The 15,832-nt window shown below is 68.0% G+C and carries 21 protein-coding genes; 5 read left to right on the plus strand and 16 right to left on the minus strand.

What is annotated here, in order from left to right:
• Positions 1-40: 40 nt before the first annotated feature.
• Entirely contained in the window at positions 41-331 is a 291-nt protein-coding gene (locus AC5W7N_RS15735) for a DUF1360 domain-containing protein (protein ID WP_495921807.1), read from the minus strand.
• A gap of 84 nt (positions 332-415) precedes the next feature.
• On the opposite strand from AC5W7N_RS15735, the gene AC5W7N_RS15740 reads away from it, so the two are divergent.
• Complete coding sequence (locus AC5W7N_RS15740) at positions 416-1,201, plus strand: hypothetical protein (RefSeq protein ID WP_495921808.1); 786 nt, start codon at positions 416-418, stop codon at positions 1,199-1,201.
• A 7-nt stretch (positions 1,202-1,208) separates the two neighbouring features.
• On the opposite strand, the gene AC5W7N_RS15745 is transcribed toward AC5W7N_RS15740, so the two are convergent.
• Positions 1,209-1,586 carry an NUMOD4 domain-containing protein gene (locus tag AC5W7N_RS15745; protein WP_495921809.1) on the minus strand — a complete coding sequence of 126 codons (378 nt, stop codon included), beginning with the start codon at positions 1,584-1,586 and terminating at the stop codon, positions 1,209-1,211.
• A gap of 145 nt (positions 1,587-1,731) precedes the next feature.
• Between AC5W7N_RS15745 and AC5W7N_RS15750 the strand changes: the two genes are divergently transcribed.
• Entirely contained in the window at positions 1,732-2,148 is a 417-nt protein-coding gene (locus AC5W7N_RS15750) for a DUF6221 family protein (protein WP_495921810.1), read from the plus strand.
• Here AC5W7N_RS15750 and AC5W7N_RS15755 read toward each other — a convergent pair.
• From AC5W7N_RS15755 to AC5W7N_RS15790, 8 genes are all read right to left on the minus strand, one after another.
• Positions 2,134-3,654, minus strand: coding sequence for a terminase large subunit domain-containing protein (locus AC5W7N_RS15755; protein WP_495921811.1), 1,521 nt, complete (start codon positions 3,652-3,654; stop codon positions 2,134-2,136). The genes AC5W7N_RS15750 and AC5W7N_RS15755 overlap by 15 nt on opposite strands.
• Positions 3,654-4,166: a hypothetical protein gene (locus tag AC5W7N_RS15760; RefSeq protein ID WP_495921812.1), complete on the minus strand. Its 513-nt coding sequence runs from the start codon at positions 4,164-4,166 to the stop codon at positions 3,654-3,656. The genes AC5W7N_RS15755 and AC5W7N_RS15760 overlap by 1 nt, the downstream gene beginning before the upstream one ends.
• Complete coding sequence (locus AC5W7N_RS15765) at positions 4,163-4,630, minus strand: hypothetical protein (protein ID WP_495921813.1); 468 nt, start codon at positions 4,628-4,630, stop codon at positions 4,163-4,165. The genes AC5W7N_RS15760 and AC5W7N_RS15765 overlap by 4 nt, the downstream gene beginning before the upstream one ends.
• A gap of 114 nt (positions 4,631-4,744) precedes the next feature.
• On the minus strand, positions 4,745-5,482 hold the full coding sequence (locus tag AC5W7N_RS15770; RefSeq protein ID WP_495921814.1) for a DNA-methyltransferase: 738 nt from the start codon (positions 5,480-5,482) through the stop codon (positions 4,745-4,747).
• A gap of 82 nt (positions 5,483-5,564) precedes the next feature.
• Entirely contained in the window at positions 5,565-5,699 is a 135-nt protein-coding gene (locus AC5W7N_RS15775; protein ID WP_495921815.1) for a hypothetical protein, read from the minus strand.
• Positions 5,686-5,868, minus strand: coding sequence for a hypothetical protein (locus AC5W7N_RS15780; RefSeq protein ID WP_495921816.1), 183 nt, complete (start codon positions 5,866-5,868; stop codon positions 5,686-5,688). The genes AC5W7N_RS15775 and AC5W7N_RS15780 overlap by 14 nt, the downstream gene beginning before the upstream one ends.
• Positions 5,868-6,005, minus strand: coding sequence for a hypothetical protein (locus AC5W7N_RS15785; protein ID WP_495921817.1), 138 nt, complete (start codon positions 6,003-6,005; stop codon positions 5,868-5,870). The genes AC5W7N_RS15780 and AC5W7N_RS15785 overlap by 1 nt, the downstream gene beginning before the upstream one ends.
• Positions 6,002-6,979: an alpha/beta hydrolase family protein gene (locus AC5W7N_RS15790; RefSeq protein ID WP_495921818.1), complete on the minus strand. Its 978-nt coding sequence runs from the start codon at positions 6,977-6,979 to the stop codon at positions 6,002-6,004. The genes AC5W7N_RS15785 and AC5W7N_RS15790 overlap by 4 nt, the downstream gene beginning before the upstream one ends.
• Positions 6,980-7,163: 184 nt before the next feature.
• On the opposite strand from AC5W7N_RS15790, the gene AC5W7N_RS15795 reads away from it, so the two are divergent.
• Entirely contained in the window at positions 7,164-8,030 is an 867-nt protein-coding gene (locus AC5W7N_RS15795; RefSeq protein ID WP_495921819.1) for a Bax inhibitor-1/YccA family protein, read from the plus strand.
• A 71-nt stretch (positions 8,031-8,101) separates the two neighbouring features.
• On the opposite strand, the gene AC5W7N_RS15800 is transcribed toward AC5W7N_RS15795, so the two are convergent.
• The 3 genes from AC5W7N_RS15800 to AC5W7N_RS15810 all read right to left on the minus strand — a co-directional run bounded on the left by AC5W7N_RS15800 (position 8,102) and on the right by AC5W7N_RS15810 (position 10,908).
• Positions 8,102-9,322 carry an acetyl-CoA C-acetyltransferase gene (locus AC5W7N_RS15800; protein ID WP_163811464.1) on the minus strand — a complete coding sequence of 407 codons (1,221 nt, stop codon included), beginning with the start codon at positions 9,320-9,322 and terminating at the stop codon, positions 8,102-8,104.
• Between the two features lie 83 nt (positions 9,323-9,405).
• Positions 9,406-10,248: an SGNH/GDSL hydrolase family protein gene (locus AC5W7N_RS15805; protein WP_163811466.1), complete on the minus strand. Its 843-nt coding sequence runs from the start codon at positions 10,246-10,248 to the stop codon at positions 9,406-9,408.
• Between the two features lie 195 nt (positions 10,249-10,443).
• Positions 10,444-10,908 carry a hypothetical protein gene (locus AC5W7N_RS15810; protein ID WP_163811468.1) on the minus strand — a complete coding sequence of 155 codons (465 nt, stop codon included), beginning with the start codon at positions 10,906-10,908 and terminating at the stop codon, positions 10,444-10,446.
• 122 nt (positions 10,909-11,030) lie between these two features.
• Here AC5W7N_RS15810 and AC5W7N_RS15815 point away from each other — a divergent pair, with 122 nt between their 5' ends.
• On the plus strand, positions 11,031-12,422 hold the full coding sequence (locus tag AC5W7N_RS15815) for a cystathionine beta-synthase (RefSeq protein WP_163811470.1): 1,392 nt from the start codon (positions 11,031-11,033) through the stop codon (positions 12,420-12,422).
• Positions 12,423-12,574: 152 nt separating this feature from the next.
• Complete coding sequence (locus tag AC5W7N_RS15820; RefSeq protein WP_228815148.1) at positions 12,575-13,525, plus strand: mechanosensitive ion channel family protein; 951 nt, start codon at positions 12,575-12,577, stop codon at positions 13,523-13,525.
• A gap of 70 nt (positions 13,526-13,595) precedes the next feature.
• Here AC5W7N_RS15820 and AC5W7N_RS15825 read toward each other — a convergent pair whose 3' ends face one another.
• The 3 genes from AC5W7N_RS15825 to AC5W7N_RS15835 form a co-directional block, all read right to left on the minus strand.
• Positions 13,596-13,985, minus strand: coding sequence for a DUF6401 family natural product biosynthesis protein (locus tag AC5W7N_RS15825; RefSeq protein ID WP_195020003.1), 390 nt, complete (start codon positions 13,983-13,985; stop codon positions 13,596-13,598).
• A gap of 306 nt (positions 13,986-14,291) precedes the next feature.
• Positions 14,292-15,023, minus strand: a complete 732-nt coding sequence (locus AC5W7N_RS15830) for an LppU/SCO3897 family protein (protein ID WP_195020002.1) — start codon at positions 15,021-15,023, stop codon at positions 14,292-14,294.
• Positions 15,020-15,640: a DUF8020 domain-containing protein gene (locus tag AC5W7N_RS15835; protein ID WP_163811479.1), complete on the minus strand. Its 621-nt coding sequence runs from the start codon at positions 15,638-15,640 to the stop codon at positions 15,020-15,022. Before AC5W7N_RS15835 ends, AC5W7N_RS15830 begins: the two co-directional genes overlap by 4 nt.
• Between the last annotated feature and the right edge of the window lie 192 nt (positions 15,641-15,832).

Genomic DNA, 15,832 nt, shown 5'->3' on the forward strand with positions numbered 1-15,832 from the left:
CCGCGGACGCTAGCCACGGGCCGTGCACGGCCCACCCGGCCTAGTCGGAGTCGATCAGCGATGCCAGCCCGGTGACGTGGGACGCCGCCAACGCGAGCACGGGCAGCAGCCACCACGACAACCCGGACAGCGCGACCGCGGCCGGCGCGCTGGCGAACGCTACCCAGATGCTGGAGCACCAGCTGCAGTGCACGAGGTACGAGATCTGCGAGTTCACACCACGGCGGGTGAGGACCCAGGTGCGGAATGGCTCGGTCAGCTTGTCACGCGTGACGAGGCGGGTGACACGAGCAACGGCAAGCACCCACAGGACGAGGATCAGCACGGTCATGGGCTGGAAGGTACGGAATCGGGGTGCGCGAACTTATCGTCGAACTCGGCATCGACGAGGCCGTAGCAATGTCATGCTGGCGCGATGATCAACCTCCCGGACGAGACGACTCCCGAGGTCAGGAATCTGCTGGCCGAACTTCACACCGACTTGCTGCACTCGATCGCCGTCGCGCGCATGGCACCTCGCGGCGGAGTAGTTGCGCTCATGCTGATCACGGGCCAGTTGCAGGTCCCGATTCTGGGCCAAATGCACAGCTACAACTATCCGATCAAGAAGTACTTCGACGTTTGCCATCCCAGCGGCCTGGTTCCGACCGACGACCCCTCTGCGACAACCATTCCGGCATCGGACATGTCGGTCATCTTCAGTGAGCAGAGCGATCAGTATGGGTGGGCAGGCCGTATGTGGCTGCCCACCTTCTATTCCCTCTGGGAGGAGGACTATCGACTGCGCCTCGCCGAACTGCATGGGTGCAAGCCGCGCGACTTTCAGATCCCGTTCTTCGGCGACCTGCGAAAGCTTCGGCACGACGTGGCGCATCGAAAGGGCCAAGCACGGGCCGACGGCGCCGCCGCTTGTGAAGTGCTGCGTTGGTTCGCTGTCGGCGAAAAGATCGCGATGCAGCACCAGCACTTCGCCGATGTCATCGACAAGTTCCCCTGGACGGAGCTGGCCACGCCACCCGCGCCAGTGCCGGCCGGTCGCACCAACATCGCGGCGAAGGTGGACGACGACGTAGCACTGCGCTTCCGTGATCTCGCGTCCCGATTGGGAAAGCCGAATTCGGACGCCGTCGAAGAAGCAATCTCGATGTGGCTCGATCAGCACGAGCCTGGCGACGGTTCCGACGGTGCTGGCCGCCGATAACCCCCGCTTATCGGCGGCCAGGATCCCGTTTCTTCGGTCGGCGATTCATCTCGGTGATCGGGATGATCGCCAGATTGGTGAGGCGGTCGTCGGATCTGTCTGCGCTGATGTGTGCGATGCAGTAGCCGTCCGGCGGAGCACCGAGGAAGGTCTCACCAACGAGGCGCGACACGGCGGCCATCCGCCGCTTCCCGTCTTGCGACAGAGCGACCTTGAGGCGCCCGTTGCGCTCAGGAATGGGTTTCAGTACGCGTCCGCGGTGGAGGTGCGGGGTGGGGACTGAGGGGATGATGCGGTCGAGGGACCGGATGCGGCCGGCGGTCGATGCCTCGTAGGTGCGTTCGTATCCGGGGATCGGCTTCCACTGTTCGTTGGTGTCGTCCATGCCGGGAGGTGTACACGGCAGGGGTGCAACGGCCTTGCGGGGTCCGCGCGCCCCGCGGTGACTGAGACCAAGCGAATGCGACCTGGGGTGCGGGGCGCGCGGTGTCTGGAAGCGTAGCCGCAGGCGGTGGGGGAGTATGTCTGCCATGAGGATCGAGCAGTTCATCGCGGCCCGGCTCGATGAGGATGAGGCTGTCGGCGCAGCGGCAGCTGGCGCGCCCTGGGTGGCCGACGTGCCGCCAGCTGTTCACGTTTCGACCCGGGCGACCGTCGATAACAAGCATGCGTTCGACCGCCTCGGCTATGTGGGGTCCATCGAGCGAGACGCCGACAGGGAACACGTCGTCCGGCATGATCCAGCCCGCGCACTGCGGCAGACCGCGGCCCTGCGAGCCATCCTCGACGACCACGAAGACGATGAGGGCTATTGCTCGCGTTGCTGGGATGGCGATACGTACGCGCCCGCTGCGCGCCCGTATCCCTGCCCAACGGTTCGCAGCCTCGCGGCAATCTGGACCAATCACCCCGACTACCGCCAGGAGTGGGCGTCAAATCCTCTGTGAGAACCACGCGCCGCCGGCGGCCGGTGTGTTGTTCTGGCGGGCGGGGGATGCGAGTTGTGCGGTCTTGCGGGCGGCGGTGCGGTCGTGGGCGATGATCGCGGCGGCTACGCGGTCGGGCTGGTGCTGGCCGACCTGCCAGCCCACGGCCTGTGTTTCCAGCGTGGACAGTTGGTGGCCGGCGATGATGCAGCGGCCGGTCTCCAGGTCGTTGCGGAGGCCGATCGAGCGGGCGATGGCGTCGCCTTTGCGGCGCCACATGTGGATCCGGAACGGCTGCGCGCGGCCGGGGTATTCGGCGTCGCGGATCGCTTTCCAGGCCTCGACCACGGTGCGTTTGTAGGTGGTGGGGACTGCGTAGCCTTCGACGGCGATTTCGTGGGCGCCGGTGGCGATGGCGAGTTGTACGGCGCGGGTGGCCCATTCAGCGGAGGTGAGGCGGGCGGACCAGTCGTGGGTGATGATGACGCGGCCGTCGAGGGTTGCGGCGGCGGCGATGATGCCGGCCTCGTCGCCTTCGCCGGTGTCGGCGGGGTCGACCGCGACGACACGGAGGCGGGTCTCGGGGAGAGGGCCGGTGTGGCGGTGGTCGTCGAACCATTCCTGCTCGAACAGGCCGCCTTTGAGGGGTTTCGGGTCGCCTTGGTACATGGCGGCCCAGACGCGGGCTGGTGTCTGGGTGCGGATCTTCTCCCAGTCCTGGCGGCGAGGTGATCCGAGGAGTTCGCCAGGTTCGCGGTTGAGGGAGTCGAGGATCCCGGGCTCGGCGATGGCGGGGAAGTTGAGGACGCGCCATTCGCCGGGCATCCGCTGTTGGAGGTAGGCGAGGGCGTCGTGCTCGTTCCAGCGGGTGGAGATGACGACGAGTGGGGCGTCGGCGCCGAGGCGTTGCAGGGCGACGGAGTCGAGCCAGGAGTTGACGCGGCGCCGGACCGCGGCGCTGTCGGCGTCTTCCATCGAGGCGTACAGGTCGTCGAGGAGCATGTAGTCGGCGGGGATGCCGGCGAGGGCGGTGCCGACACCGACCGCGGTGACGGAGCCGGTGTGGCCGCGGAGCTTCCAGTGCTTGGCCGCTGAGGCGGTGCGGGGGACTGAGAGGCCGAGGCGGTCGGGGAGTTGCTCGCCGGTGTCGGCGGTGGCGGTGGATCCGAAGGCCTGGATGAGGTTTCGGATCTCGGTGGAGTGCTTGAGCGCCAGGTGCTCGGCGTGGGTGGCGAGGACGCATCGCCAGTCGGGGTGGCGCATCAGGGCTCGGAGGGTGCCGGCCACCGCGACCCGCTGGCTTTTGCCGGTCTGCGACGGCATGGAGATCATCAGCCGTGACGCGGGCGTGTCGAACGCCCATTCGAGGTGTTCGTCGATCATCTCCAGCGCCGAGGTTTGCTCAACGCTGGGATCGAGGTATTGGGCGAGTGCGCCGGCACTCGGGTAGTCACGGACGCAACGGAGCCGGGTGATTTCCCGCCGCAGGAAGACCTCGTTGGCGGCGGTCTGCATGAGGGGCGGCATCAGAACAGCGCCAGCTGGTTGACCGGTGGTGGGGTCGAGGGGCGGCGCCGGACCGCTGCACCGAGGTACTTGCGGTACACGTCGACGCGGTGTTGCTGCTCGCGACATCGGGCGCGGAGTTCGCGGATCTGGTCGATCGCGGCGGCGAGCTGCAGGCGGGTCTTGGTGGATGCCTGTTCGCAGCGGGCGATGGTGGTGGTGCACCAGCGGTCAAGGGCATCGGCGCGCTGGGAGGCGGCGTCGGCCTGGGCTTGGGCAACGAGCCAGTTCGTCATCATCGTCGTGAGCGGGTCGGCGCGTACGTAGCGGATCTTGCGGAGGCGGCAGCCGGTGCGGGCGGCGATCTCCTCGGCGGTGAGGCCTTCGACGGTGAGGGATGCGACGAGCCAGCAGCGGTCGACGGGGTCGAGGTCGAGCAGCCGTACACCGCCGGCGCGGGCGGCGGCGGGCAGCATTGGGTCGGGTGTCCAGTGCACGGGCTTGGCCAGTGGCTGGACGGTGGCCGCCGTCATCGCGGGGCCGCCGGTTCGAGCGCGGGCGCAGGCCCGGTCTGGAGGGCGACGTATTCGGCGAGCGCGGCACGGAATTCGTCGGGGCTCATCCGCTGCTCGTTGCCGCCGGGTGTTTCGCGGTTGAGGCCGTGGAGCTTATTGATGGCTTCCATTGTGCGCAGGACGATGCCGGCGGCTTTGTCGTCTGGCGGTATGGGGTCGCCGTCTTGATCGGTGAGTGTTCCGGTGGCGGAGGGCCACCAGGCGCGAAGGAGCGAGAGGTATCGCCCGTCCTGGATTATCCGGTATTCGTCGACCGTTTCCGATTCCCATTTGTCGAGCAGGGCGCCGACGGCGCGGCGGACGCCCGCTTCGGTTTTCCAGTCGGTGCGGTCGGCGATTTCTTGCCAGGTGTGCCCGTCGATTCGCATTTGCAGGGCGGCGAGGGCGCGGGCCCGTTGGTCGGGTCGGTGATGGTTCGCCATGTGGGGCGGTCACCTCCTGCTCTGCTCGAAGGCCACCTGCTGGGTTCGGCGATTATTGTACGGCGATTGAGGGGTGTGGTTCTCCAACTATTTGCTGGTGCTGAGTGATCGGAATTACTGGGTGGTTTCGGCGAGTCGTTTTGACGCGATGTCGGCGTATTCGGGTACGCCTTCGATGCCGAGGAATTGGTGGCCTTCGAGTTTTGCTGCGATGCCGGTGGTTCCGCTTCCGGCGAATGGGTCGAGGATGCGGGATCCGGTGGGTACGACGCGGACGAGTTGTTGCATGAGTTCGATGGGTTTGGCGGTGATGTGGTGGCGGTTGTTTCCGCGTGGTGCGGTGTGGCTGTAGGTGCCGGGGAGGATGGGTGGTTTGTGTTCGGCGGCGATTTGCCCGTGTGATGCCCAGAGGATGTATTCGGATTCGTTCTTGAATCCTGGTTGTGGGCGGGCGCCGGGTTTGTTCCAGATGACGATGCCGCGCCATCGCCATCCGGCGACTTGGAGGGCGTCGGAGAGGGCGGGGAGTTGGCGCCAGTCGGTGAAGACGCAGGCTTGGCCGCCGGGGCGGATGAGGCGTAGGGCTTCGGTGAGCCAGATGGATGCCCAGATGGTGAAGGATCGTTGGTCGCGTTGGTCGGGGAAGTCCGGCATGGCGTGGCCGGCTTTCGAGTCGGTGGAGACGTATTTGTCTTTCGCGCTGCGGGTGGTGCGGTCGGCGCTGGTGGTGCCGCCGCTGCAGTAGGGCGGGTCGGTGATGAGGGCGTCGAAGCTGGCGGTGGGCAGGGTTCGCATGGTGGCGAGGGCTTCTCCACACACGATGCTGTGATCTGGCGGGCGTGAGTCGCACATGCGTTCGACCATAGCTCGAATGACCTGCGCGAATGCGGAATGCGCGCCCCGGGAATCCCGGGGCGCGCATGTGCCGGCGTGGCTATGTGTCGTCGCGGTGGTCGGATTTCGCGGAGAGCCAGTCGATCCAGGCGCGGGCGGATTCCTCGCTGGGGGTGGTGTAGGGCTGCGCCGGTGGCTCGTATTGCGGGATGGGTGTCAGTTCAATGGGATCCATGCTGAGTTGGACGCGGCCAGCGGGAGGCTGGTTCCATCGACCATTGGCCGCCGCGGCGTTCGAGCCACGCCAGCAGATGCTCCATGCTGTCGAGGAGTAGTTCGAGTTCGTGGTTGAGGGTGGACCGGTGCTCCTCGGGCACGGTGAAGGTGAGGGTGACGGTGTCCATCAGGGCTCCGCGCAGTAGCACTCGTCGATGCCGCCGCAGCCGCTGCACATGCCGATGCCCTCGGCGTAGGTGGGTTCGGCGCAGTAGCAGTCGCCCTCGGGGCAGCCGCGGGGGCAGTCGGATTGGTTGCGGCTCATCGCTGCCACCTCAGCGCTGGATCCCGGGGCATCGGATGCTGCTGGTGGCCGAGGAGTTCGCGGTCGAGCCAGGCGGCGACGACGTCGCGGGTGAGTCGGGTGCCGAGGTGCGGGTCGATGGTGCCGCAGAACTCGGGTGCGCATCCGAACGCGGGCAGGTCGGTCGCCGTGTAGTGACCGGCGCCCGCGAGGGTGGCGATCGTTGCGGTGATGTGGGTCCAGGAGGCGTGGACCATGTCGCCGGATGCGAGGAGAAGGACGGGCCGGTCGAGGGCGGGTGCGGGGGTGACGCCGTCCCATCCGGCGGATCCGTCGAGCACGATCCCTGTACGGATCCGGGGATCCGAACCCATCGCGGAGACGGTGGTCTGACCGCCGTAGGAGTGGCCAGCCATGGCGATGCGAGACAGGTCGAGGTGAGGGCCGACGAGCGGAAGCTGGGCGAGGCGGTCGATGACGGTGCGGGTGTCGGCGACGCGGGTGGTGAGAGCGCGGCGCATGTAGGTGGTGTCGGTGGCGTCTGGCGGTGACCCGGCGTGGACGCGGCCAGCGATGTCGACTGCGGGGCTCTCGCCTGTGTGGTCGATGGTGACGACGACGATGCCGCGGGCGGCGAGGTCGATCGCGAGGCCGGATGCGAGCCATCTCGGCGTGCCCATTCCCGGGGACCAGATGACGACGGGCAGCTGCTCGCCGTCCACGGGTGTGAGGGCCGCGGCGGGCAGCGTGGCTGTCGCCATGGCGGGGGCCGCAGTGGGTGTGCGGAGCCAGCCAGCGGCTTGCGTGGCGAGCTGCGCTCGGTTGAGGTCGCTGGTGGCTGGGATGTAGGGCGACTGGCCCGCGATCGTGGTGGGGTACCAGGCGGTCACGCCGATGGTGCGGGACCCGGTGGTGATGGTGGTGTCGACACGGCCGACATGGTGCGGTCCGGTGGGGGAGGCGATCGGTGTGGCGGCATGGGCGGCGCCGGCCATCCATGCGATGCCGGTGGCCGTGAGTGCGAGTACCGCAAGGGCGACACAGATGAGTCGTGTTGCGTGGGGAACCGAACTGTAGGGGTTAGTCGTTGAAGCAGACATAACGGACCTTCCAGCGAGCCATCGCGGAGTAAGCCCAGGTAGGCTCCGTATCAGGCATCGACATTGAGGAGTGGCAGAAATGCGTGCTTCACGCACCACCAGCAATCCGGTATTCAAGAACTTGCCGAAACAGGAAGGTGGCGGCTACGCCAACTTCGGTTCGGGCGTGGCCGGTGCGGGTCAGCTGGGCCAGCAGTTCGGTAACCAGTACGGCCAGCCCCCGCAGTACCAGCCCTACCAGCAGGCCCCCGCCACCCGGTCGATGACCATCGACGACGTGGTCACCAAGACGGGCATCACGCTGGGTGTGCTGGCGGTCTCGGCCCTGATCTCCTACATCCTCAGCAGCGCCAACAACGGCCTTGCGCCGCTGTTCGTCATCGGTGGCGGCCTGGTGGGCCTGGTGCTGGTGCTGGTCGCCAGCTTCGGCCGCAAGATGGACAACCCGGCCATCGTGCTCGGTTACGCCGTCGCCGAGGGTCTGTTCCTCGGTGCGCTGTCGCTGATGTTCACCGACATCTCCTTCGGCGGTGCCGGCGGTTCGGCGCTGATCGGGCAGGCGGTGCTCGGCACCTTCGGTGTGTTCGCGGGCATGCTGGTCGTCTACAAGACCGGCGCCATCCGGGTCACCCCGCGCTTCACCCGCATGATCGTCGGCGCGATGATCGGTGTGCTGGTGCTGATCGTGGGCAACCTGATCGCGAGCTTCTTCACCGATGGCGGCTTCGGCCTGCGTGATGGCGGCCCGATCGCCATCATCTTCAGCCTGGTCTGCATCGCGATCGCCGCGTTCAGCTTCCTGCTCGACTTCGACGCCGCCGACCAGCTGATCCGCGCTCAGGCGCCGGAGAAGGCCGCATGGGGCGTCGCCCTCGGCCTGACCGTCACCCTGGTCTGGCTCTACGTCGAGATCCTGCGCCTGCTGAGCTACTTCCAGAACGATTAGTAGGCTCCGGCCGCACAAGAATGGCTCCCTACCCGCTCGGGTAGGGAGCCATTCTGCTGTTGCTGGCGCTACTAGCTGAGGCGCTCGATGATCATGGCCATGCCCTGGCCGCCGCCGACGCACATGGTCTCCAGGCCGAACTGCTTGTCGTGGGTCTGGAGGTTGTTGATCAGGGTCGCGGTGATGCGGGCGCCGGTCATGCCGAACGGGTGGCCGAGGGCGATGGCGCCACCGGAGACGTTGAGCCGGTCCAGATCCATGTTCAGCTCGCGGGCCGAGCCGAGCACCTGCACCGCGAAGGCCTCGTTGATCTCGTAGAGGTCGATGTCGTCGATGGTCTTGCCGGCGATCTTCAGCGCCTTGCGGACGGCCTCGATCGGGCCGAGGCCCATGATCTCCGGCGACAGGCCGGACACGCCGGTGGAGACGATGCGGGCCAGCGGGGTCAGGCCCAGCTCCTTGGCCTTGGTGTCGCTCATGATCACCAGGGCGGCGGCGCCGTCGTTGAGCGGGCAGGCGTTACCGGCGGTGACGGTGCCGTCCGGGCGGAACACCGGCTTGAGCTGCGAGATCTTCTCGTAGGTGGTGCCGGCGCGCGGGCCGTCGTCGGTGGTGACGACGGTGCCGTCGGGCAGGGTGACCGGGGTGATCTCCCGCTCGAAGAAGCCGGCCTTGATGGCTTCCTCGGCCCGGTTCTGCGAGCGCACGCCCCAGTGGTCCTGGTCCTCCCGCGAGATACCGGTGAACTGAGCGACGTTCTCGGCGGTCTGGCCCATCGCGATGTAGACGTCGGGCAGCTCGCCGCTCTCGCGCGGATCGGTCCAGCCGTCGGAGCCGCCTTCGGCCCGCTTGACGGTGCGCGCCTCGGCCTCGGCGAACTTCTCGTTGTGGGTGTCGGGCCAGCCGTCGGAGGTGCCCTTCGGGAAGCGCGAGACGGTCTCCACACCGGCGGAGATGAACACATCGCCTTCACCGGCCTTGATGGCGTGCAGCGCCATGCGGGTGGTCTGTAGCGACGACGAACAGTACCGGTTGAGGGTCACACCGGGCAGGAAGTCGTAGCCGAGCTGGGTGGCCACCACCTTGGCCATGTTGAAGCCGGCTTCGCCGCCGGGCTGGCCGCAGCCGAGCATCAGATCGTCGATCTGGGTGGGGTCGAGGGCGGGGACCTTGTCGAGGGCGGCGCGGACCATCTGGGTGGCGAGGTCGTCCGGCCGCATGCTCACCAGAGAACCCTTGCCTGCGCGGCCGATGGGGGAGCGGGCGTACGAAACGATGACGGCCTCGGGCATGAGGACTCCTTATGTCTCGGAGTGCGCACGGTGGTCACCGACCAGGTGCGTGCGGCACTCGCGGGGTATGGATCACCTCGAATCTACGTCGCGCTGGTCGAGGGGGAAACACCCGGTGTGACCAGATCCCGCTCACTGAGAGCACTGAGCAGAACCGGCAGCAAATGCTCGGCCGCGAGGGCGTAGCCGGCGGCCGAGGGATGGAAGCCATCGGCGGAGAACATCTGTTCCGGGGCGGCGTGAAAATCCTTGCTGAGCAGATCGCCCATCGAGACCGGATGGCCGCCCGCGGTCAATGTGACGGCGGTCTGGGCTCTGGCCAGCCGGTGACTCCAGGTGTGCACCACGCTGCGCAGCGGTTGCGGGATGGCGGCCACGGTGCCCAGATCCGGGCAGGTGCCGACCACCACGACGCTGCCCGCCTCGCTCAGCCGCGCCACGGCCCGCTTCAACCGCCCCGCCGAGCGGGCCACCGAATGCTTTTTGGTGATGTCGTTGCCGCCGATCAGGATGACGGCGGCGTCCGGCGGTGGCCCGGCCACGAACATGGCGTCCACCTGGCCGGACAGGCCCTTGGAGGTGGCGCCGGAGATGGCTTTGGTGCTGAGCCGGATGCTGCGGCCGGTGGCCTCGGCCAGGCCGCGGGCCAGCCGCACGCCGGGCACTTCGGTCGCGTCGGTGCAGCCGACGCCGGCCGCGGTGGAGTCGCCGAAGATCATCAGGTGCAGATCGGCGTGCCGGTCCAGCCGCCACGGCTCGGGCGTCGCGCAGCCGGGCAGGTAGATGCCGTCGGCTTCCGGCGGTTTGGAGGTGTCGCGCCCGATCACGCCGCGCGCCACGCCCGCCTGCGCCATGAGATACCGGTACGCCGCCCATGACGCGGTACCCGCGCTCGACCCGGCGAGCACGGTCGCGGCGCCGGTCATCGCCGCGCTCCGCCATCGGATTCGAGGTTCGCCCACGACCTCGGATTTTACGTGCTCTCGCGGTGTCCGCAGCTCGCATCTGGGCCGGTCGGCCGGCGGCTGGGAGCAGCGTTGCATGCCGCCGGACACGGCGATGTGGGGCGAGGCGGGGAGTGGGGCGGCGCGGCCTCGGCCAGCGCGCCGCCCCGAATCAGATCAGCCCGGGACGTGGAATGAGCCGCGCGCCGGAATGCTGGCGTGGTTGGTGCTCACGGTGACCTCGATCTGCCCGGGCCCGGTGTCCTGGAACAGCGAGTACTGGATGCTGCCGTAGATGCCCGTCACGACGTTGTTCTCATAGGTGCCGGTGGCGCCGGTGGTGGTGTTGCGCCAGGCCACGGTGGTGCGCACCTCGCACAGCGGCGCCAGCGGGTACTGGCCGGGGCCGATGCCCGCGACCGGCGCGGCGCGCACGTTGACGACGGCGCGGCCCGGCCAGTCGGGGCTGGTATCGGCCCAGGTGTGGATGCTGGTCCAGCACAATCCGCCATAGGCCATGGTGGGGACATCCGGGAACGCGACGGTGGTGGTCGCGGCAGCGGGCGCACCGGAGGCGACGACCAGCGCGACCGTCGATCCGGCCAGCACCGCGGCGACCCGGGCAGTGTTCGGCAGCCTCATGGCCGCAGATATTAGGCGGCGGAGGCACTTTCCGCAGGAGAGCGCGCCGCGGCCCGGTGTGGCCGGTGTGGTGTGCGCTACCGGCCCGCACCTACCGGCAACGGTTCTGCAACGATGGAGTCATGCGCATCGCGGATCATGTCGTGGACCTCATCGGCAACACCCCGCTGGTCCGGCTGAACTCGGTCGTCGGGCCGAACGCCGGCGTGGTGGCCGCCAAGATCGAATACTTGAACCCGGGCGGCAGCTCCAAGGACCGGATCGCGGTCAAGATGATCGACGCCGCCGAAGCATCCGGGCAGCTACGCCCCGGTGGCACGATTGTCGAGCCGACCTCGGGTAACACCGGTGTGGGTCTGGCGCTGGTCGCGCAGCAGCGCGGCTACAAGTGCGTGTTCGTCTGCCCGGACAAGGTCAGCGAGGACAAGCGCAACGTGCTGCGTGCCTACGGCGCCGAGGTGGTGGTCTGCCCGACCGCCGTCCCGCCGGACCACCCGGACAGCTACTACAGCGTCTCCGACCGACTGGTCCGCGAGATCGACGGTGCGTGGAAGCCGGACCAGTACTCCAACCCCGGTGGCCCCGACAGCCACTACGAGACCACCGGTCCGGAGATCTGGCGCGACACCGAAGGCAAGGTCACCCACTTCGTCGCCGGTGTCGGCACCGGCGGCACCATCACCGGCACCGGCCGCTACCTCAAGGAGGTCTCCGGCGGGAAGGTGCAGATCATCGGCGCCGATCCGGAAGGCTCGGTGTACTCCGGCGGCACCGGCCGGCCGTATCTGGTGGAAGGCGTCGGCGAGGATTTCTGGCCCTCGGCCTACGACCCGAGCGTGCCGGACGAGATCATCGCCGTCTCCGACGCCGACTCCTTCGATATGACCCGCCGCCTCGCCCGCGAGGAAGGCCTGCTGGTGGGTGGTTCCTGCGGTATGGCCGTGGTCGCCGCCATCGAGGTGGCGCGCCGCGATCCCGACGCGCTGGTCGTGGTGCTACTGCCCGACGGCGGCCGCGGCTACATGTCCAAGATCTTCAACGACGAGTGGATGAGCTCCTACGGCTTCCTGCGCACCCGCCTCGACGGCACCACGGCCGAACCGCTGGTCGGCGACGTGCTGCGCGGCAAGTCCGGCGCACTGCCCGACCTGGTGCACACCCATCCGTCGGAAACCCTGCGCGACGCCATCGAGATCCTGCGCGAGTACGGCGTCTCCCAGATGCCCGTCGTCGGTGCAGAACCGCCCGTCATGGCGGGTGAGGTGGCGGGCAGCGTCTCCGAACGCGATCTGCTCTCGGCCGTCTTCGAGGGTCGAGCGCATCTCACCGATTCGGTGGCTCAGCACATGTCGCCGTCGTTCCCGCTGATCGGTTCCGGTGAGCCGATTTCGGCGGCCACCAAAGCGCTGTCGGATTCGGATGCGCTGATGGTGGTGGAGGATGGCAAACCGGTCGGCGTGATCACCCGCCACGATCTGCTCGGCTTCCTGAGCACCGGCGCCATCGGAAAGTAACGCTGCCGAACCCTTCGTTCGCCGCTCGAGCGCAAATTTTTGGCAAATTGGCGGTTCGTCGATTTCTCGTTGGGTAATTCCGCGATGGACGGGCCGCGGCAGCCGCCACGGCGCATCGGCGAGCGAAGGGAAAGGTTGTGCAAACTACAAGTTTGGCCATCGACTTTCAGCAGGGCCTATCCGATGCCTGGAGCTCGGTCGCGACGTTCGTGCCCAAGCTCGTCGGCTTCCTGATCATCCTGCTGATCGGTTGGCTGATCGCGAAGACTGTCGCGACCATCGTGAACAAGGTGCTCGAGCGGGTGGGCTTCGATCGGCTCGTCGAGCGCGGGGGTATCAATCAGATGCTGGCGCGCAGTAAATACGACGCGTCCGATCTGCTGGCGAAGCTCGCGTACTACGCGATTCTGCTGATCGCGCTTCAACTCGGCTTCGGCGTGTTCGGGCCGAATCCGGTCAGTGACATGCTCAACGGCATCGTCGCCTGGCTGCCCAAGGCGGCCGTCGCGATCCTGATCGTTGTCGTCGCCGCGGCCATCGCGCGGGCGGTGCGCGACATCGTCACCAATGTGCTGTCTGGCCTCAGCTTCGGCTCCATGCTCGGGCGGCTGGCCGCGATCTTCATCTGGGGCGTCGGCATCATCGCCGCGCTGAACCAGATCGGGGTGGCGACCTCGGTGACCACGCCCATCCTGATCACGGTGCTCGCCACGATCGGCGGCATCATGGTCGTCGGTGTCGGCGGCGGTCTGGTGCGGCCCATGCAGCAGCGCTGGGAAGGCTGGTTGAGCAACCTGGAGGACGAGATCCCCGCGGCCAAGGGGCGCGCCGAGGCCTACCAGCGTGGCCGGGAAGACGCGGCCCGGCAGCAGCAGGGCGCGGGCCGTCCGGCCGAGGCGGCGCAGCAGCCGCAGTGGGCGAACCAGCCCGCGGGCGGCGGCTCCCAGGAGTGGACCAACCAGCCCGGAACCCAGGGCCAGGCGGAGTGGGGTAACCAGCCGGGTCGTCAGCAGTGGGAGCAGGCCACCGACCCGGGCCGGCAGTGGCCGCAGGAGCCGCGCGGCGGGTACGGCGATTACGGCGAGGGCCGCCGCATGCGGTAGCGAGCCATCGCGCACGAGTCCCCCACCGGTCCCGAATCGGTGGGGGATTCTTCTGTTATGCCGGTGAGGGTCAGGCCAGGTGCGGGGCGGCGCACACGCACACCGCCGCCAGCCGCAGCACCATCCAGTCCGCCTCCGACCAGTCGGCATGGTCGACCGGGACGACGGGCGGGCCCGGCACGGTGTCCTCGTGGCCGAGCGGCACGGGTGCGCTCGCACGCACCTCGTCGAGGAGTCCGCGCGCATAGGCGGTCAGCAGCACCACGGGCGAGGTTCCGTGGTGCGGGTCTACGCCGAACTGGAGGATGTCGCGTACCGCGGCCGCATGCTGATCGAGCGCCGCCGAGAGCGCGGGCAGCTGTGCCGCTGCCGCGAGCGCCGGGGCCCCGTACATCGTGTGCAGGCGTTTGATACTGCGACGCGCCGACTGTTCGAGCAATACGGGGCCGAGCAAAAACACCTCGTCATGCTAACAATCAGCGCAGGCAGGGGGACTGTGGCGTTCATAGTGGCGTCGTCTCCGCGCGAGGGCAGCGCGACAGTGCCGATCACCAGCAGGCCGGCCAGGGCTGGTCGCGTCCGCCGATCGCGGGCTCCGCGAGCCGATGGATGAGCCGGTACCCACCTGACCGGTTTCCCCGATCGGGCGCCGCCGTCCGGCCCGGCCGCTACCCGCCGGGCAGGTCGGCGCCGGATTCGCGGTCGCCATCAGTGGCCCGGGGTCATGCCGGCCGGGGCTGGCTCGGCGCTGCTGGTGATCGGAGCCCTACAGATCCGCGAAGCAGATGACGAACTTGCGTTCGGAGTAGACGAAGCCGCGGTCGGCGTCGGGGCAGGTGTCGACGTTGGTGGTGTTCTGTTGGACCGCAACCACTTTCACGCCGTCGGGCGACGTGCAGGGGATGCGGGTGGGGGAGGGCTTCAACGTCATGCAGGATCCGACGGTCCAGTCGATGTCGAGGCAGAGTGTGGTCTTGTCGACGGAGTGGGAACGGTCCGCGTCGGAGGGGCAGGTGCTGGCCTCGGTGCCCTTGTCGACGACCTTGTAGGTGGAATCGGCGCTGCCGCAGGCGGTTTTGCCGACCTTCTTCGGGTCCGGGTCGAGCACGACGCAGTCGCCGACGTTCACCTGGACTGCCACGGCTTCCTTGGCGGTCTTGTTGTCCGCGACGGGGGAGGCCGAGGTCTGCGGGGTCGTCGTGGTCGGCGGCGGGACCGGCGCCAGGCCGGGTTGTTTCAGCGGGGTCTTCGGGGTGGGCGATGCCGTCGTCGTCGCGGTGGCGCTGACCTCTTGCTTCGCCTCGGCCACCGTGGATTCGAACGACGACGCCAGCACCGAGACACCGACGATCAAGATGCCCGCCGTCACGAAGGCGCCGATCGCGACGATGAGTGCGCTGTTGGTCAGGCGGCGCCGAGTACGGTTCGGCGCCGGCGTGCCCTGCTCGGCCGGTGTGCCCTGCTGGGCGGGGATCGGCTCGGTCATCGGCTCGGTCACGGCTGGCCGCTGAGGACGGCCATGATGGCATCGACGAACGGCTGACCGCCCATGATGGCGCCGCCGGCGAGCGCGCCGACGACCGCACCGATCGGGCCGGTGAGCAGGGTGAAGAAGCCCATGCCGATGACGGCGCCGATGAGGCCGCCGATCACCGCACCGGCGACGACGCCGACGACGTTCTTCTCCAGTTCGGCCACCAGCCGCGACATCGAGCTGATCTCGCGCATCTCGCCGATTTCCTTGGCCGACGGCTTGGTGGTGAGGGTGAGTTCACGGCCGTGGTCGGCGATCTCGTGCGCCACGCTCATCCGCGCGCCGGCGATCTCGTAGGCGAGCGGGATCTCGGCGACCACTTCGCCGCTGTCCGACTTCAGAACAGCCCGGTCGGCCTTGTCCTCCACGCCCTCGACCAGCTCGAACGTGCCGTCTTCGACCTTGGTGGTGATGGTGCGGCCGGAGCGGTCGGTGGTGGTCGTGTACTCGATCCCGTGTTCGGCCCCCTCCGCCCTTAGTTCCTCGGAGGCCTTCGCTGGTTCTGCGTGCACGGTGCCCGCGGAGATACCGAGAGCGGCGACGGCGAGGACGGTGGTGACGGCGAAACGGCCGAACTTCATTCCTGGAATCCCTTACTCAAACTCACGCGAGACCGGCGTATTGCCGGACGGCGTCGGAGTTTACGGCGCACACAACCTTTAGTCCCAGGTTTGGAAAGACCGCACTACCAGGGATTTTGTGAAAATCAATCATTCAAATTAATGCGGGCCGGCGGTGCCGCGATGCCGGTTTGTGCGCTACCTGCGGTGATC

The organism is Nocardia sp. CDC519 (assembly GCF_059509835.1).

Bases quoted from the DNA above. Each gene is read 5' to 3' on its own strand.
- AC5W7N_RS15795 (WP_495921819.1), top strand. From the start codon at position 7,164: ATGCGTGCTTCACGCACCACCAGCAATCCGGTATTCAAGAACTTGCCG.
- AC5W7N_RS15745 (WP_495921809.1), bottom strand. From the start codon at position 1,586: ATGGACGACACCAACGAACAGTGGAAGCCGATCCCCGGATACGAACGC.
- AC5W7N_RS15780 (WP_495921816.1), bottom strand. From the start codon at position 5,868: ATGGACACCGTCACCCTCACCTTCACCGTGCCCGAGGAGCACCGGTCC.
- AC5W7N_RS15755 (WP_495921811.1), bottom strand. From the start codon at position 3,654: ATGCCGCCCCTCATGCAGACCGCCGCCAACGAGGTCTTCCTGCGGCGG.
- AC5W7N_RS15815 (WP_163811470.1), top strand. From the start codon at position 11,031: ATGCGCATCGCGGATCATGTCGTGGACCTCATCGGCAACACCCCGCTG.
- AC5W7N_RS15750 (WP_495921810.1), top strand. From the start codon at position 1,732: ATGAGGATCGAGCAGTTCATCGCGGCCCGGCTCGATGAGGATGAGGCT.
- AC5W7N_RS15835 (WP_163811479.1), bottom strand. From the start codon at position 15,640: ATGAAGTTCGGCCGTTTCGCCGTCACCACCGTCCTCGCCGTCGCCGCT.
- AC5W7N_RS15775 (WP_495921815.1), bottom strand. From the start codon at position 5,699: ATGGATCCCATTGAACTGACACCCATCCCGCAATACGAGCCACCGGCG.
- AC5W7N_RS15770 (WP_495921814.1), bottom strand. From the start codon at position 5,482: ATGTGCGACTCACGCCCGCCAGATCACAGCATCGTGTGTGGAGAAGCC.
- AC5W7N_RS15765 (WP_495921813.1), bottom strand. From the start codon at position 4,630: ATGGCGAACCATCACCGACCCGACCAACGGGCCCGCGCCCTCGCCGCC.
- AC5W7N_RS15785 (WP_495921817.1), bottom strand. From the start codon at position 6,005: ATGAGCCGCAACCAATCCGACTGCCCCCGCGGCTGCCCCGAGGGCGAC.
- AC5W7N_RS15790 (WP_495921818.1), bottom strand. From the start codon at position 6,979: ATGGCCGGCGCCGCCCATGCCGCCACACCGATCGCCTCCCCCACCGGA.
- AC5W7N_RS15760 (WP_495921812.1), bottom strand. From the start codon at position 4,166: ATGACGGCGGCCACCGTCCAGCCACTGGCCAAGCCCGTGCACTGGACA.
- AC5W7N_RS15805 (WP_163811466.1), bottom strand. From the start codon at position 10,248: ATGACCGGCGCCGCGACCGTGCTCGCCGGGTCGAGCGCGGGTACCGCG.
- AC5W7N_RS15740 (WP_495921808.1), top strand. From the start codon at position 416: ATGATCAACCTCCCGGACGAGACGACTCCCGAGGTCAGGAATCTGCTG.
- AC5W7N_RS15735 (WP_495921807.1), bottom strand. From the start codon at position 331: ATGACCGTGCTGATCCTCGTCCTGTGGGTGCTTGCCGTTGCTCGTGTC.
- AC5W7N_RS15800 (WP_163811464.1), bottom strand. From the start codon at position 9,322: ATGCCCGAGGCCGTCATCGTTTCGTACGCCCGCTCCCCCATCGGCCGC.
- AC5W7N_RS15810 (WP_163811468.1), bottom strand. From the start codon at position 10,908: ATGAGGCTGCCGAACACTGCCCGGGTCGCCGCGGTGCTGGCCGGATCG.